Annotated in this window: 12 protein-coding genes and 2 tRNA genes; all 14 read right to left on the bottom strand. The window is 42.6% G+C overall.

Annotation, left to right across the window (positions count from 1 at the left end; genetic code table 11):
* Nucleotides 1–84: 84 nt before the first annotated feature.
* The 14 genes from nlpI to ftsH all read right to left on the bottom strand — a co-directional run bounded on the left by nlpI (nucleotide 85) and on the right by ftsH (nucleotide 15,478).
* Nucleotides 85–972, bottom strand: a complete 888-nt coding sequence (nlpI, locus tag ABN212_RS12550; protein ID WP_098941350.1) for a lipoprotein NlpI — start codon at nucleotides 970–972, stop codon at nucleotides 85–87.
* Between the two features lie 112 nt (nucleotides 973–1,084).
* Nucleotides 1,085–3,214 (bottom strand): polyribonucleotide nucleotidyltransferase, encoded by a 2,130-nt coding sequence (pnp, locus tag ABN212_RS12545; protein WP_109419174.1) that lies wholly within the window; start codon nucleotides 3,212–3,214, stop codon nucleotides 1,085–1,087.
* 250 nt (nucleotides 3,215–3,464) lie between these two features.
* Nucleotides 3,465–3,734 (bottom strand): 30S ribosomal protein S15, encoded by a 270-nt coding sequence (rpsO, locus tag ABN212_RS12540; RefSeq protein WP_023583571.1) that lies wholly within the window; start codon nucleotides 3,732–3,734, stop codon nucleotides 3,465–3,467.
* A gap of 123 nt (nucleotides 3,735–3,857) precedes the next feature.
* Nucleotides 3,858–4,811 carry a tRNA pseudouridine(55) synthase TruB gene (truB, locus tag ABN212_RS12535; protein WP_198620213.1) on the bottom strand — a complete coding sequence of 318 codons (954 nt, stop codon included), beginning with the start codon at nucleotides 4,809–4,811 and terminating at the stop codon, nucleotides 3,858–3,860.
* Nucleotides 4,811–5,212, bottom strand: a complete 402-nt coding sequence (gene rbfA / locus ABN212_RS12530) for a 30S ribosome-binding factor RbfA (protein WP_198620214.1) — start codon at nucleotides 5,210–5,212, stop codon at nucleotides 4,811–4,813. Before rbfA ends, truB begins: the two co-directional genes overlap by 1 nt.
* Nucleotides 5,213–5,514: 302 nt before the next feature.
* The gene (gene infB, locus ABN212_RS12525; protein WP_196533553.1) at nucleotides 5,515–8,271 is read right to left on the bottom strand and encodes a translation initiation factor IF-2; all 2,757 of its coding nucleotides are present in this window, start codon (nucleotides 8,269–8,271) and stop codon (nucleotides 5,515–5,517) included.
* A gap of 22 nt (nucleotides 8,272–8,293) precedes the next feature.
* The gene (gene nusA / locus ABN212_RS12520; RefSeq protein WP_006535691.1) at nucleotides 8,294–9,802 is read right to left on the bottom strand and encodes a transcription termination factor NusA; all 1,509 of its coding nucleotides are present in this window, start codon (nucleotides 9,800–9,802) and stop codon (nucleotides 8,294–8,296) included.
* 20 nt (nucleotides 9,803–9,822) lie between these two features.
* Complete coding sequence (gene rimP / locus ABN212_RS12515; protein ID WP_036914691.1) at nucleotides 9,823–10,275, bottom strand: ribosome maturation factor RimP; 453 nt, start codon at nucleotides 10,273–10,275, stop codon at nucleotides 9,823–9,825.
* 202 nt (nucleotides 10,276–10,477) lie between these two features.
* Nucleotides 10,478–10,554, bottom strand: a tRNA-Met gene (locus tag ABN212_RS12510).
* A 60-nt stretch (nucleotides 10,555–10,614) separates the two neighbouring features.
* Nucleotides 10,615–10,704 (bottom strand) — tRNA-Leu (locus tag ABN212_RS12505).
* A gap of 58 nt (nucleotides 10,705–10,762) precedes the next feature.
* Nucleotides 10,763–11,107, bottom strand: coding sequence for a preprotein translocase subunit SecG (gene secG / locus ABN212_RS12500; RefSeq protein ID WP_036914692.1), 345 nt, complete (start codon nucleotides 11,105–11,107; stop codon nucleotides 10,763–10,765).
* 165 nt (nucleotides 11,108–11,272) lie between these two features.
* Entirely contained in the window at nucleotides 11,273–12,610 is a 1,338-nt protein-coding gene (glmM, locus tag ABN212_RS12495; protein ID WP_088493982.1) for a phosphoglucosamine mutase, read from the bottom strand.
* Nucleotides 12,607–13,449, bottom strand: a complete 843-nt coding sequence (folP, locus tag ABN212_RS12490; protein WP_198632459.1) for a dihydropteroate synthase — start codon at nucleotides 13,447–13,449, stop codon at nucleotides 12,607–12,609. Before folP ends, glmM begins: the two co-directional genes overlap by 4 nt.
* 82 nt (nucleotides 13,450–13,531) lie before the next feature.
* Complete coding sequence (gene ftsH / locus ABN212_RS12485; protein ID WP_198620216.1) at nucleotides 13,532–15,478, bottom strand: ATP-dependent zinc metalloprotease FtsH; 1,947 nt, start codon at nucleotides 15,476–15,478, stop codon at nucleotides 13,532–13,534.
* Between the last annotated feature and the right edge of the window lie 44 nt (nucleotides 15,479–15,522).

Genomic DNA, 15,522 nt, shown 5'->3' with positions numbered 1-15,522 from the left:
TCAAATTATATTATTAAACGAACAAACAAGCCCTCATCCTATGTAGATGATGGCTTTCAAACTGATCAGAGAAATGTTCGTCAGCTATTGCTGGTCCGATTCCGCTAGGTCTTCTTGTTGGCCTAACAGTGCTAATTCCAACAATGCGTAGCGGTGCTCAACAAAGTTATGTGCGTTGTTGGCAACCGTCAGCTTGAATAACGCTTCTGCGCTATCCATGTCCCCCAGACTTAGGTAATACTTACCTAAATAGAAGTTAGTTTCACTAAGATGCTCAGCGAGCGAAGTGTTATCGGTTGAAGCCTCATTTAGTTTCAACATTAATGTTTTCTCATTAATATCGCCTAAATAAAACTCAACTATATTCCATCCCCATTGCCCCGTTTTATCCGCCTGCTGGTATCGCTGTTTTAGCTGTTGTTTAGCCAAATCAGTGTTTATCTCTTTTTCTACAAGATATAACCAAAGCGAACGAATGGGATCATTTGGATCGACCTGATAAAACGCCTGCAGATCATCCTGCGCCAATTTCAATCGGCCACCGTAGTACGAAGCGATACCACGATTAAAACGCGCATTATTGTAAGTTGGATCAAGCTCTAAAACAGAATCAAACGCTTCATAAGCAGCATCGTAATTCGCTGCCTGCGTAAAATAGATACCTAGAAAATTAAAAATTTCTAGCATATCTGGTCGTATTGATAGCGCCATTGAAAAATCATTGCGCGCTAAAGCTCGTAAACCGAGACTATCATACAGCACACCACGCTCATATAAAAGCTGTGCGTATTCATCTTCAGTTAATGAGCGGCTCGCTAAGATTTGTTCTATACGAGCCAATATCACTTCTTGTTGTAAAGAAGGCTGCAATGGTGTGGCAAAAATCGCATTCTGACGCCACTCTGGACTAGTGCTGCATCCGGAAATAAAGATGAAAACAGCAATAGAACAACTGCGCAGAAATGTTTTCATTTCTCACTCCCAAAGTCAGACCTTTCAACAAAAAGCGTTCTAGACGTCCTACTTGTCAATCATAATAAGTCTCTACCGATACCTATGTCTAGATATCGGTAGTAGAATATCATTAATTCGCAGAATCTTCAGAAGAAGTTTCTGTTGCTTCCTGCTGATTAGCTTGAGCTTCTTTCATGCTTAAGCGAATACGGCCTTGACGGTCAATTTCCAGTACTTTAACTGGAACTTCTTGACCCATTTCCAAGTAGTCACTCACTTTCTCAACGCGTTTGTCTGCGATTTGAGAAATATGAACCAGACCTTCTTTGCCGCCACCGATAGCAACGAATGCACCGAAATCTACAATACGAGTTACTTTACCGTTGTAGATACGACCCACTTCAACTTCAGCAGTAATTTCTTCGATACGAGCGATAGCTTGTTTTGCTTGATCGCCACTTGTTGCAGCAATCTTCACTGTACCATCATCTTCGATTTCGATAGTTGTGCCAGTTTCTTCCGTTAATGCACGGATAACAGAGCCGCCTTTACCGATAACGTCTTTGATCTTGTCTGGATTAATTTTGATAGTGTGAATGCGCGGTGCGAATTCAGAAATATCAGCACGAGGTTGGCTAATTGCATCTTCCATTACGCCTAAAATATGTAGACGTGCGCTTTTCGCTTGGTTTAATGCAACTTGCATGATTTCACGAGTGATACCTTCGATTTTGATATCCATCTGTAATGCGCTGACACCGTTACGGCTACCCGCAACTTTAAAGTCCATATCGCCTAAATGGTCTTCATCACCCAGAATATCGGAAAGAACAACAAAGTTGTCGCCTTCTTTTACTAGACCCATTGCAATACCTGCAACAGATTCTTTAATTGGTACACCTGCATCCATCAGTGCTAAAGAAGCACCGCAAACAGATGCCATTGAAGATGAACCATTTGATTCAGTGATTTCAGAAACCACACGAACGGTATATGGGAATTCTTCAATTGTTGGCATTACTGCTAACACACCACGTTTTGCTAAACGGCCATGACCGATTTCGCGACGTTTTGGTGAACCCATCATGCCTGTTTCACCAACAGAGTATGGAGGGAAGTTATAGTGCAGCAAGAATGTATCAGTGTGCTCACCCATGATGTCATCAATAGTTTGAGCATCACGCGCAGTACCTAATGTTGCAGTTACCAGAGCCTGAGTTTCACCACGAGTAAACAGTGCTGAACCGTGAGTACGTGGTAATAAGCCAGTGCGAATGTCTAATGCACGTACCATGTCTTTTTCACGGCCATCAATACGTGGTTCGCCAGCTAATACGCGAGCACGAACGATGTTTTTCTCAAGACCTGAGAAGATTTCGCTGATTTCAGCTTCATCTAAAGTTTCATCTTCAGCTACTAACGTCGCAATAACTTCATCACGGATAGCTTCGATTTGTTCATAACGCTCTTGTTTCTCAGTGATACGGTAAGCATCACCAATGCGAGCTTGTGCTAATTGTGCAATACGGTCATGTAAAGTTTGGTTGATGGCTTCTGGCGCCCAATCCCATTTCTCTTTACCAACTTCTGCAACTAATGCATTGATGTTTTCGATCACGACTTGTTGTTGATCATGACCAAATACTACTGCACCTAACATTTCTTCTTCTGATAATAAATCAGCTTCTGATTCTACCATCAGTACCGCACCCGCAGTACCTGCAACCACTAAGTCTAATTTGCTAACTTTCAGCTCATCAACAGTTGGGTTTAGAACATATTGTCCATCGATAAAACCAACACGCGCACCACCGATAGGACCATTAAATGGAACACCTGACAGCGCTAATGCCGCAGAAGCACCAATCATTGCAACGATATCTGGGTTAACTTGTGGGTTAACTGAAACAACGGTAGCAACGATTTGAATTTCGTTTAAGAAACCTTCTGGGAATAATGGGCGTAAAGGGCGGTCAATTAAACGTGCAATCAACGTTTCGCCTTCACCAGGACGACCTTCACGACGGAAGAAGCTACCTGGGATACGGCCAGCAGCGTATGAACGCTCTTGGTAGTTAACAGTTAATGGGAAGAAATCTTGTCCAGCTTTAACTTTTTTCTTTGCAACAACGGTAACAAAAACAGCAGTGCCGTCCATGTCAACCATAACAGCGGCTGTTGCTTGACGAGCCATCATGCCTGTTTCTAACGAAACAGTATGTTGACCGTATTGAAATTTACGAACTGTAGGATTCAGCAAAATAATATCCTTTATCTTATTGTCGCCAGATGTTTAGCGACGATGAATGATCTTTTCTCCGCTACGTCCCCTCGCGACTAATGAAAATATTAACCATTTAATGATAAATACTTTCATTAGCCGCGCGAATTGTCGTAACTAGAGAGATTAAATAACAATCACCACATTAAAACATAACGACTAATATTAAAAATAGCACTTTTTAGTAGAAAAGGGGCCAACAGGCCCCTTTCCACTGAAACTCGCTTGATTAGCGACGCAGACCTAAACGTTCAATCAGTGCAGAGTAACGAGCAACATCTTTACGTTTCAGGTAGTCCAGCAGATTACGACGGCTGGAAACTTTACGCAGCAGACCACGACGGCTGTGGTGATCTTTTTTGTGCTCTGAAAAGTGACCTTGCAGGTGGTTGATTTCTGCAGTCAGCAGTGCAATCTGAACTTCGCTTGAGCCAGTATCGTTAGCATCACGACCAAATTCAGCAACGATTTGTGCTTTCGCTTCAGTACTTAGAGACATAATAAACTCCAAATTAAGTAAAATTTTCAGATAGCCAATCTCTAATTCAGCTATCCAACTCAGCCACCTAAACAGATAGCCGCATTATTCTACGCTTCAAACACTTTTAGCGCAAGATTGCTATTAAGTGTTATCTTGTGCGCTATAGTCTACAACCACTCTTTTCGGAGCAACTAGGCCATCTTTAATGATAGCAAGACCAATGAATTTTTTTTCATCGCCTTCAGTTACTCTTACCCATTCGCCTTCATTGATGTCATGATTAACACGAACAGGTTGCCCCAGCTTGAGATAACCCGCAATAATCGTGGTCAAATTCACAACAGGAAAATGTGCAACAGCGGTATCCATAGGTAATAACAGTGCATCAAGTGCTAAGAAAGGATCTTCTTGAGCAGCTTGTGCATTCTCTATCATCGCTCTTAATTGCTCTAATGTGACCATTCGCTCTTTAGGATAATCTGCGACTTCTAATCGACGTAAGAAAATAACGTGAGCACCACATTGTAATTTCTCACCAAGATCATCAATAATTGTTCGAATGTAAGTACCTTTAGAACAATGAATTTCTAGCTCTAGCTCATCACCTTCCCAGCGAATAAACTGAAGTTCATAAACCGTGATGGGTCTTGCTTCACGCTCAACCTCAATACCTTGTCGAGCGTATTCGTAAAGCGGTTTACCTTGATGTTTTAAAGCGGAGTACATTGAAGGGATTTGCAATGTTTCACCGCGAAAACTCTCTAAGGCATCATCTAAAGCCTGCTGTGTAAATTGTACTGGGCGTTCTTGAATAACCTCACCATGTGCATCGGAGGTATCTGTTCGTTGCCCTAAACGTGCAATAACACGATAACGCTTATCAGAATCCAATAGAAACTGTGAAAATTTTGTTGCTTCACCTAAACAAATAGGGAGCATACCTGTTGCTAAAGGATCCAATGCCCCTGTATGCCCAGCCTTACTGGCATTAAACATACGGCGGACTTTTTGGAGTGCATCGTTAGAGGAAATATCTTGGGGTTTATCGAGTAGCAATACGCCGTTAATCTCACGCCCCTTACGACGACGCCCCATTATTTATCCTCTTTATGACGACGCTCTTCATCGCTTTTAACGACGTTAGAAACTAAGTTAGACATACGCATACCTTCAACTAATGAGTTGTCATAAGCAAATGTCAGTTCAGGCACAATACGTAAACGCATCGCTTTACCTAATAAAGAACGAATAAAACCAGCGGCTTCATTAAGTGCAGTTAACCCCTCTGCAACCATCTCTTCTTCGCTTTGTTCACCACCTGATAAGTTTAAAAAGGTGACAAATACTTTGGCATAAGCCAAATCACGAGAAATTTCAACGCCAGAAACCGTTGCCATTCCAATACGTGGATCTTTGACTTCACGTTGTAAAATGATGGCGATTTCTTTTTGCATTTCCTGAGAAACACGCTGACTACGGCTAAAATCTCTTGCCATTTTATCTCTCCCTGACAATAGGGTATCGCCCTGATTGTCATTGTTAATTCAAATCTAAAATCAATGATATCTAAAGAGTATACATGAAGTGATATTTAACAACCGCTTTCTCTGATTTCTTTCTTTAGAAATAAAATGTTTCTTTGGTGCTATTTTACCCTGTTATTTCACTTTCATAAATTACTGAAAGGCAATCTATTTCGGTTATGTTGAAAAATGGAGAGGAAATAAAAGGAGAATACAGCAAAGAAAGGAATAAGAAGGGAGCCCTTGAGCTCCCTTTTAAAACAAAACGGACTAAATTAATCAATAGAACGTTTGATTTCGATAACTTGGAAGACTTCAATCATGTCGCCAACACGAACATCGTTGTAGTTTTTCACACCGATACCACATTCCATGCCGTTACGTACTTCGTTGACATCATCTTTAAAGCGACGCAGTGACTCAAGTTCGCCTTCATAGATAACCACGTTATCACGTAGAACACGAATTGGGTTATTACGTTTGATGTTACCTTCAACCACCATACAGCCCGCAATCGCGCCGAATTTAGGTGATTTAAACACATCACGGACTTCTGCAAGACCCATGATTTCTTGTTTATATTCAGGTGCCAACATACCGCTCATTGCCAGTTTGATTTCGTCAATCAGGCTATAGATAACAGAGTAGTAACGTAAATCAACGCTTTCTTGTTCAATGATACGGCGAGCAGATGCATCAGCACGAACGTTAAAGCCAAGAATGATTGCGTTAGAAGCCGCTGCTAATGTTGCGTCAGTTTCGGTGATACCACCTACGCCTGAACCGATGATTTTCAGTTTAACTTCATTAGTAGACAGTTTAACTAAGGCATCAGTAATCGCTTCACAAGTACCTTGAACGTCTGTTTTCAGAACGATGTTCAGTTCAGAAGTTTTACCTTCTTCCATGTTAGCGAACATGTTTTCCAGTTTAGATTTCTGCTGACGAGCCAGTTTAACATCGCGGAATTTACCTTGACGGTATAATGCAACTTCACGCGCTTTCTTCTCGTCACGAACAACCGTTGCTTCATCACCCGCAGAAGGAACGTTAGACAGACCTAAGATCTCAACTGGCATTGATGGACCAGCAGATTGAACGTCTTGACCTAATTCGTTACGCATCGCACGAATACGACCGTATTCGAAACCACACAGAACGATGTCACCTTTATTCAGTGTACCTTCACGGACAAGAATAGTAGCAACTGGGCCACGGCCTTTATCAAGGTAAGATTCGATAACAACACCGCTTGCCATACCTTCTTTAACTGCTTTCAGTTCAAGAACTTCAGCTTGTAAAAGAATAGCATCCAGCAGTTCGTCAATACCTAAACCTTGTTTTGCAGATACGTGCATAAACTGAGTTTCGCCGCCCCACTCTTCTGGCAAGATGCCATATTGAGACAATTCAGTTTTAACGCGATCTGGATCAGCTTCGTGTTTATCAATTTTGTTCACTGCAACAACAACGGGTACGTTTGCCGCTTTTGCGTGTTGGATTGCTTCGATAGTTTGTGGCATTACACCATCATCTGCCGCAACAACCAGAACAACGATATCCGTTACCTGAGCACCACGAGCACGCATTGAAGTAAACGCGGCGTGACCTGGAGTATCTAGGAAGGTGATTTCACCTTTGTCAGTCTTAACGTGGTAAGCACCGATATGCTGGGTGATACCACCCGCTTCGCCTGATGCTACTTTCGTTGAACGAATGTAGTCCAGTAATGATGTTTTACCGTGGTCAACGTGACCCATGATAGTTACAACTGGTGCACGAGATACTGCGCTTTCTTCGCCAGTATCACGATCGCTCATGACTTGTTCTTCTAACTCGTTTTCACGACGTAAGATAACTTTATGGCCCATTTCTTCAGCAACAAGCTGTGCAGTTTCTTGGTCTAAAACCTGATTAATGGTCGCCATAGCACCCATTTTCATCATAGTTTTGATAACTTCAGACCCTTTTACTGCCATTTTGTTAGCAAGCTCGGCAACAGAAATAGTCTCACCGATGATAACATCACGGTTTACAACAGCAGCTGGCTTATTGAAGCCTTGCTGTAATGAGCTACCTTTACGTTTACCTTTCTTGTTAGTACGGCCAGCAGCACGTGCTTCTTCACGATCTGCTTTTTCAGAATGGCGGTTGTTTTTCTTAGGACGAGGAGCCTTAGCGTTGCGACCACGACCGCGGCCACCTTCAACCTCAGCATCACTTTCATCTTCTGCATCACGAGCATAACGTGATGTTGTTACATGATAGTCTGAGCCTTCAGTTTCTGGCGCTTTAGGTTCAGCAGTCCATTTTTCAGCATTTTCTTCAGCTAAACGACGTGCTTTTTCTGCTGCAACTCGTGCTTCTTCTTCCGCTTTACGGCGCTGTGTTTCTTCCGTTTTACGCTTCAGTTCAGCCTGTTCAGCATTGCGACGTGCTTTTTCCTGATCTGCTGCTTTATCAGCTTTTGGTTTATCGTTTTGTTTCACTTTATCTTTTTCCGCTGCTTCGCGCTTAGCTAATTCCGCTGCTTCACGTTTTGCTTCTTCAGCTTCACGTTTCGCTTTTTCTTCGGCGTCTTTCTTCGCCTTTTCAGCTTCACGTTTTGCTTTTTCTTCAGCTTCGCGCTGTGCTTTCTCTTGTGCTTCGCGCTGGGCTTTTTCTTCGGCTTCGCGATGCGCCTTTTCTTCCGCTTCACGCTGAGCTTGCTCATCCGCTTGCGCTTTTTCAACGGCGTCACGGTTCACATAAGTGCGTTTTTTGCGGACTTCGATGGCTACTGATTTACTTTTGCCACCTGTACCAGGAACACTTAACGTACTACGCACTTTGCGTTGTAACGTTAATTTTTCTGGTTGGTTGGTTGATACGTCTTTATCACGATTCAACCAAGCCAGTAAGGTTTCTTTCTCTTTTTGGGAGACAGAATCAGAGACGGTCTTCTTAATACCGGCATCAGCAAACTGCTGTACCAAACGTTCAACCGGTGTCTGAATCTCTTCTGCCAGTGATTTTACTGTTTCATCTGTCATTCTGTTCCTTCCTGCTCAGTTGTTACGCATCATTCCCAAACCAGCAGATATTACGTGCGGCCATAATGAGTTCGCCTGCGCGCTCACTATTTAAACCTTCAATATCAGTTAGGTCGTCGATACCCTGTTCGGCAAGATCTTCCAGTGTGCAGATACCACGGGCAGCTAGATCAAATGCTAAAGAGCGCTCCAATCCTTCGAGAGCTAATAAGTCCTCGGCTGGCTGGTTATCGCCTAGGCTTTCTTTTTGAGCCAACTCAATCGTTGTTAGTGCAGCTTTTGCTCTTTCACGTAGAGCTTCAACGGTATCTTCATCTAATCCGTCAATAGCCAGCAGTTCACTGATTGGCACATAAACTAACTCTTCAAGGGTAGAGAAACCTTCTTCAACTAAAACAGTTGCGAAGTCTTCATCAATGTCGAGATGCTTAGTAAATATTTCAATGGCTGCGTTTGCTTCTGCCTGATGTTTTGCATTCAGTTCATCAGCAGTCATGACGTTTAATTCCCACTTGTCATCACCACGATGTTTTTTCAGTAACTGTGCTGCCAGACGAACGTTTTGACCATTACGGCCGATTGCCTGTGCAAGGTTACTGCTTTCAACTGCAACATCCATTGTACATTTGTCTTCATCGACAACAATAGAAGCAACATCTGCCGGAGCCATTGCATTAATGACGAATTGTGCAGGATTATCATCCCACAGAACAATATCAATTCGCTCGCCGCCCAATTCACTGGAAACGGCTTGTACACGCGCACCACGCATACCAACACAAGCACCCACAGGGTCAATACGCTTGTCGTTAGTTTTTACTGCGATTTTGGCACGAGAACCTGGATCACGCGCTGCAGCTTTAATTTCAATGATTTCTTCGCCAATTTCTGGTACTTCAATACGGAAAAGTTCAACCAGCATTTCAGGGCGAGAGCGTGTCACGAAAAGTTGTGCACCACGGGTTTCTGTACGTACGTCGTATAAAACACCACGTAAACGGTCACCTGGACGGAAGTTTTCACGCGGTAACATATCTTCACGTAAAATAACCGCTTCAGCGTTGTTGCCTAAGTCTAAAGTGATATTTTCACGGTTCACTTTCTTCACAACACCCGTGATAATTTCGCCGAGTTGTTCGCGGAATTGATCAACAACCATTGCTCTTTCAGCTTCACGTACTTTTTGTACGATAACTTGTTTAGCGGTTTGTGTTGTAATACGGTCGAAAGTGACAGATTCAATCTGATCTTCAATATAACCACCTAGTTCAATACTAGGATCTTCATATTGAGCAGCTTCAAGTGTGATTTCACGAGTAGGTTGAGTGACTTCATCAACGGCAACCCAACGACGGAATGTATCAAAGTCACCCGTTTTACGGTCGATACATACACGAACGTCAATTTCTTGCTCGTACTTTTTCTTAGTTGCTGTCGCTAGTGCGGTTTCCAGTGCTTCAAAAATCTTTTCACGAGGAAGAGATTTTTCGTTAGAGACCGCTTCCACAACAGCCAGAATCTCTTTGTTCATCCTAGTTGCCTCTTCAAAACTTAAAAGTGGGGTACCAGGTTAGCTTTCTGGATGTTGCTCAGTGCGAACACTTCGTCTTTACCATCCACAGTAACCGTGATCATTTCGCCAGCGACAGACTTAATAATGCCCTGCCATTTACGGCGGTTTTGCATTGCAATTCGTAATACGATAGCGGCTTCTTCGCCGATAAATTGCTCATAATGCGTTGCAGTGAATAAAGGTCGTTCTAAACCAGGAGAAGAAATCTCAAGGTTATAAACTGTTTGAATTGGATCTTCAACATCCAGCACAGCACTGACCTGGTGGCTAACATCAGCACAATCATCAACAGTGATACCGTCTTCACTATCAATATAGATGCGCAATGTTGATTCTCGGCCACGAATAAACTCAAGACCGACAAATTCAAAGCCTAATGCTTCTACTGGTGCTGAAACCATCGCTGTTAATTTTTGCTCTAATGTGGACAAACCCACCCCCAAGGCATAAAAAAAGGGCCTATAGCCCAGTATTCTATTCTCTGATAACAAAAAACCCCGAAATTCGGGGCTTTATGCAACTGGACCCTGTAACTTGCCATTCGAGAATAACCTCTTCTTACGGCACATTCCACTCAGGATCATAATCGGTTCAACAAGATGATTAATGAGAAAAGTGCTGTATTGTTAGAAGTGGTTGCGGGGGCCGGATTTGAACCGACGACCTTCGGGTTATGAGCCCGACGAGCTACCAAGCTGCTCCACCCCGCGTTCGAAAAACGTGGCAAATTTTACGCTGATAACAAGCAAAACGCAAGCTATCTGGAATAATGGTGCCGAGAACGGGACTTGAACCCGTACGCCCGTTTTATAGGCACTACCACCTCAAGGTAGCGTGTATACCAATTTCACCACCTCGGCACTTAATGAGACTGTTACTGCGTAAAAATTAACAATCTCATTTAAATCTTTACTTAGTTTACTGCGGAATATCTGTATTTGCTGGCGCTACAGGCGCTGCTAATTGCTCAGCTTTTTTAGCTTCTTCTGTAGTCTGCTCGATAGACATCCATTTGCTGTCTTCACGCACAGTTTTATTGGCACTTAGATTACCTAAAATAAGGGCAAGTACAATAAAAGCTGTCGCTAAAACAGCGGTCATACGGGTCATAAAGTTAGCTGAACCGCTTGAACCAAATACTGTACCAGAAGCACCTGCACCAAAAGAAGCGCCCATATCAGCACCTTTACCCTGCTGTAACAGGATCAGACCAACTAGCCCTGTTGCTACAATGATAAGAATAACAATGAGTGCCGTATACATTTGCGTTACCTTTTCTATGGAACTTATCGTCTTAACGATAACCTTCGATTGCTTCACCCGCTTTAGTTCAAGACCTTACTAAGCGGGTGTGAATACTAACCAAAGCTGAACTGACAAGCAAGGTTATTTTTCTACAAAGTGATTGATTGAAGAAAAAAGCATCAATTAACCAACGTGCTTCACAGCGTCAGCAATACGATTTGCCATCGCAGTGACTTGCTCTTCATTTTCACCTTCAACCATGACACGAATTAAAGGTTCTGTTCCTGATTTACGCAGTAATACACGACCTTTACCAGCCAGTTCTTCTTCAACCGCTTTAGCGACTTTCTGAACTTCAGGTGTTTGTAGCGGATCGTGGCTACCGGTAAAGCGAACATTCACTAAAATTTGTGGTAATAGTTTCATACCACTACATAGATCATGCAGACTCATATGGTTACGCACCATTGCACTTAAAACTTGTAAACCTGCAACAATACCATCACCTGTAGTCGTTTTATCTAATAAAATAATGTGGCCTGAGTTTTCAGCACCTAAACGCCAGCCTTTCTCTTGTAATTTTTCAAGCACATAGCGGTCGCCCACTTTTGCTCTTACAAAAGGAATACCCAGTTGTTTAAGTGCAATCTCTAATCCCATATTGCTCATTAGAGTACCAACTGCGCCACCGCGTAATTGACCTTGGCGTAACGCTTCTCTCGCAATAATGTAGAGAATTTGGTCACCATCAACTTTTAGGCCTTGATGGTCAACCATGATGATACGGTCGCCGTCACCATCAAAAGCTAAACCAACATCAGCGCCTTCTTCTAAAACGCGTTTTTGCAACATACGAACATCTGTTGCGCCACACTCTTCGTTGATATTGATACCCGTTGGATCACAGCCAATAGTGATCACTTCAGCACCTAATTCACGAAATACGTTTGGTGCAATATGGTATGTTGCACCATGAGCACAATCGACAACCACTTTTAGACCATTAAGATTGTTTTCATTTGGGAAAGTCCCTTTACAGAATTCAATATAACGACCTGCCGCATCCACGATACGATTTGCACGACCAAGCTCTGCTGATTCAACACAGGTAATTGGCTTTTCCATTTCAGCTTCAATGGCTTCTTCTACTTCATCTGGTAATTTTGTACCATCAATAGAGAAGAATTTGATCCCGTTATCGTAATAAGGGTTATGAGAAGCTGAAATAACAATCCCTGCTTCAGCACGGAATGTACGCGTTAAATAAGCAACAGCAGGTGTTGGCATTGGCCCTGTAAATGAGGCGGATAAACCTGCCGCTGCTAAACCCGCTTCTAATGCAGATTCCAGCATATAGCCTGAGATACGTGTATCTTTACCAATAATGATTTTACGAGAGCCATGACGTGCTAATACTTTGCCCGCAGCCCAACCCAGTTTTAATACAAAATCAGGTGTAATTGGACTATCACCTACTTTTCCACGGATACCATCTGTTCCAAAGTATTTACGTTCGCTCATTCATTATTTTCCTTTGCAGAAAGAGTCGCTTGTACGATTTTCATCGCATCAACCGTCTCTTTAACATCGTGTACACGAATAATTTGTGCGCCTTGCATCGCTGCAATGACTGCGCATGCCACGCTACCAGCAACACGCTCTTGTGGTGGTACATTCAATAGTTGTCCAACCATTGATTTGCGTGACATTCCGGCAAGTATGGGTAAACCAAAGTGATGAAGTTCACTTAGGTGTGCTAATAGTTGGTAATTATGCGCTAAATTTTTACCAAAGCCGAATCCTGGATCAAGAATAATTTGATTTTTTTCGATACCTGCATCAACACAACGTTGAATATTTTCTTGTAAAAAACGATCAACATCCATCATCACATTCTCATAATGTGGTGACTGTTGCATGGTTTTAGGGTCACCCTGCATATGCATAATACACACTGGCAAACCTGTTTTAGCGGCTGCTTCAAGTGCTCCCGGCTCTTGTAATGAGCGAATATCATTGATAATTGAAGCACCTACATTTGCGGATTCAGTAATGACTTGAGCTTTAGATGTATCAACAGAGATCCAAACATCAAAACGCTGACGAATAGCCTCAACAACAGGAACAACACGCTGTAACTCTTCATCAATAGAGACGTCACTTGCACCAGGTCTGGTAGACTCACCACCAATATCGATGATAGAAGCCCCTTCAGCGATCAATTTTGCTGCATGATCAACTGCATCATTAAGTGAATTATGAGTGCCACCATCAGAGAAAGAGTCTGGAGTGACATTCAAAATCCCCATAACTTGAGGTGTTGATAAGTTAAGTTCGGTTCCTCTAGCCATTAATTTCATTTCATTGATACCTTCATAAAAAAACCCCAGAAGCCTGGGGTTTGTATTTATAGCTTACTCAATATGCGTAACCCAATAAGGATTAGTGAGTATTGTTATCAGAAGGCGTATCACTTTCTGACTCAGGCTTGTCTTTTGGCTCACTCGCTACATGCGTTTGTGCTGGCTGGGCAGTAGTCGTTGCACCACTATTGCCATTATTGCCTTCCCAACCCGCAGGTGGACGAACATCACGACGATTCATTAAATCATCAATTTGAGGCGCATCGATAGTTTCATAAGTCATCAGTGCATCTTTCATTGAGTGTAGAATATCAAGGTTGTCCATTAAGATCTGACGAGCACGAACATAGTTACGATCAACGATAGCTTTAATTTCTTCGTCAATTGTACGAGCTGTTTCATCAGACATATGTTGCGCTTTAGCAACAGAACGACCTAAGAACACTTCACCTTCTTCTTCTGCGTACAGCAATGGCCCTAATTTTTCAGAGAAACCCCACTGTGTCACCATGTTACGTGCAATATTGGTTGCAACTTTGATGTCATTAGAAGCACCCGTAGAAACATGCTCTACACCATAGATAATTTCTTCAGCTAAACGGCCACCGTAAAGTGTTGAAATTTGGCTCTCTAACTTCTGACGGCTCGCACTAATTTGGTCGCCTTCAGGTAAGAAGAAAGTCACACCTAATGCACGTCCACGAGGAATAATCGTCACTTTATGCACAGGATCATGTTCAGGTACTAAACGACCAATAATTGCATGACCAGCTTCATGATAAGCGGTTGATGCTTTTTGTTCTTCAGTCATCACCATTGAACGGCGCTCTGCACCCATCATTATCTTATCTTTCGCTTTCTCAAACTCGACCATTGAGACAACACGTTTATTACCACGAGCAGCAAATAAAGCCGCTTCGTTAACTAAGTTAGCTAAGTCAGCACCAGAGAAACCTGGAGTACCACGCGCTAAAATTGCTGGATCAACATCTGGTGATAAAGGTACGCGACGCATATGGACTTTAAGTATTTGCTCACGTCCACGCACATCAGGTAAACCAACAACCACTTGACGGTCAAAACGACCTGGACGAAGTAATGCTGGGTCTAACACATCTGGACGGTTAGTTGCCGCGATAACGATAATTCCTTCATTACCTTCAAAACCATCCATTTCAACTAGCATTTGGTTCAGTGTTTGTTCACGTTCATCATGACCACCGCCTAAACCAGCACCACGTTGACGACCAACCGCATCGATTTCATCGATAAAGATGATACAAGGTGCTGCTTTTTTAGCTTGTTCAAACATATCACGAACACGAGAAGCACCCACACCCACGAACATTTCAACGAAATCAGAACCTGAAATGGTAAAGAATGGGACTTTAGCTTCACCCGCGATGGCTTTTGCTAATAATGTTTTACCTGTACCTGGAGGCCCTACCATCAGAATACCTTTAGGGATTTTACCCCCTAACTTCTGGAAACGACCTGGATCACGTAAATACTCAACTAATTCGCTTACTTCTTCTTTCGCTTCATCACAACCCGCTACATCAGCAAAGGTTGTTTTGATTTGGTCTTCTGTCAACATGCGCGCCTTACTTTTACCAAAAGACATCGCACCTTTACCGCCACCACCTTGCATTTGGCGCATAAAGAAAATCCAAAGACCAATCAGTAATAGCATTGGGAACCAAGACACAAAAATTTGAGTCAGAAGGCTTTGGCCTTCAAGTGGTTCACCCGTTACTTTTACATTACGGTTCATTAAAGTGGTCAGCAGGTTATCATCACGCATAGGCATATACGTGCTGTACTTTGAGTTATCTGTTTTAGTTACATTAATATCATAACCACTTATGCTGACCTCGCGTAATTGGTTATTAGTTAACTCATTGATAAAGGTAGAGTAATCCACCTTACGACTATTCGAATCGCTGGGTCCGAAGCTCTGGAATAATGACATCAAAACGACTGCAATAACTAGCCAGAGGATCAGGTTTTTCGCCATGTCACTCAAGGGATTAACCTCATATTACAACTGTGTTAACAAATAGCTTTAGG

The sequence above is a fragment of the Proteus genomosp. 6 genome, from assembly GCF_040139785.1.
Lineage (GTDB): Bacteria > Pseudomonadota > Gammaproteobacteria > Enterobacterales > Enterobacteriaceae > Proteus.
This window is presented reverse-complemented; position numbering and strand designations above follow the sequence as displayed.

What these genes read in the sequence shown, in the direction of transcription:
- secG (WP_036914692.1), bottom strand. Translation starts at nt 11,107, where the DNA reads ATGTATACGGCACTCATTGTTATTCTTATCATTGTAGCAACAGGGCTA.
- nlpI (WP_098941350.1), bottom strand. Translation starts at nt 972, where the DNA reads ATGAAAACATTTCTGCGCAGTTGTTCTATTGCTGTTTTCATCTTTATT.
- rbfA (WP_198620214.1), bottom strand. Translation starts at nt 5,212, where the DNA reads ATGGCAAGAGATTTTAGCCGTAGTCAGCGTGTTTCTCAGGAAATGCAA.
- nusA (WP_006535691.1), bottom strand. Translation starts at nt 9,802, where the DNA reads ATGAACAAAGAGATTCTGGCTGTTGTGGAAGCGGTCTCTAACGAAAAA.
- infB (WP_196533553.1), bottom strand. Translation starts at nt 8,271, where the DNA reads ATGACAGATGAAACAGTAAAATCACTGGCAGAAGAGATTCAGACACCG.
- folP (WP_198632459.1), bottom strand. Translation starts at nt 13,449, where the DNA reads ATGAAATTAATGGCTAGAGGAACCGAACTTAACTTATCAACACCTCAA.
- rpsO (WP_023583571.1), bottom strand. Translation starts at nt 3,734, where the DNA reads ATGTCTCTAAGTACTGAAGCGAAAGCACAAATCGTTGCTGAATTTGGT.
- glmM (WP_088493982.1), bottom strand. Translation starts at nt 12,610, where the DNA reads ATGAGCGAACGTAAATACTTTGGAACAGATGGTATCCGTGGAAAAGTA.
- truB (WP_198620213.1), bottom strand. Translation starts at nt 4,811, where the DNA reads ATGGGGCGTCGTCGTAAGGGGCGTGAGATTAACGGCGTATTGCTACTC.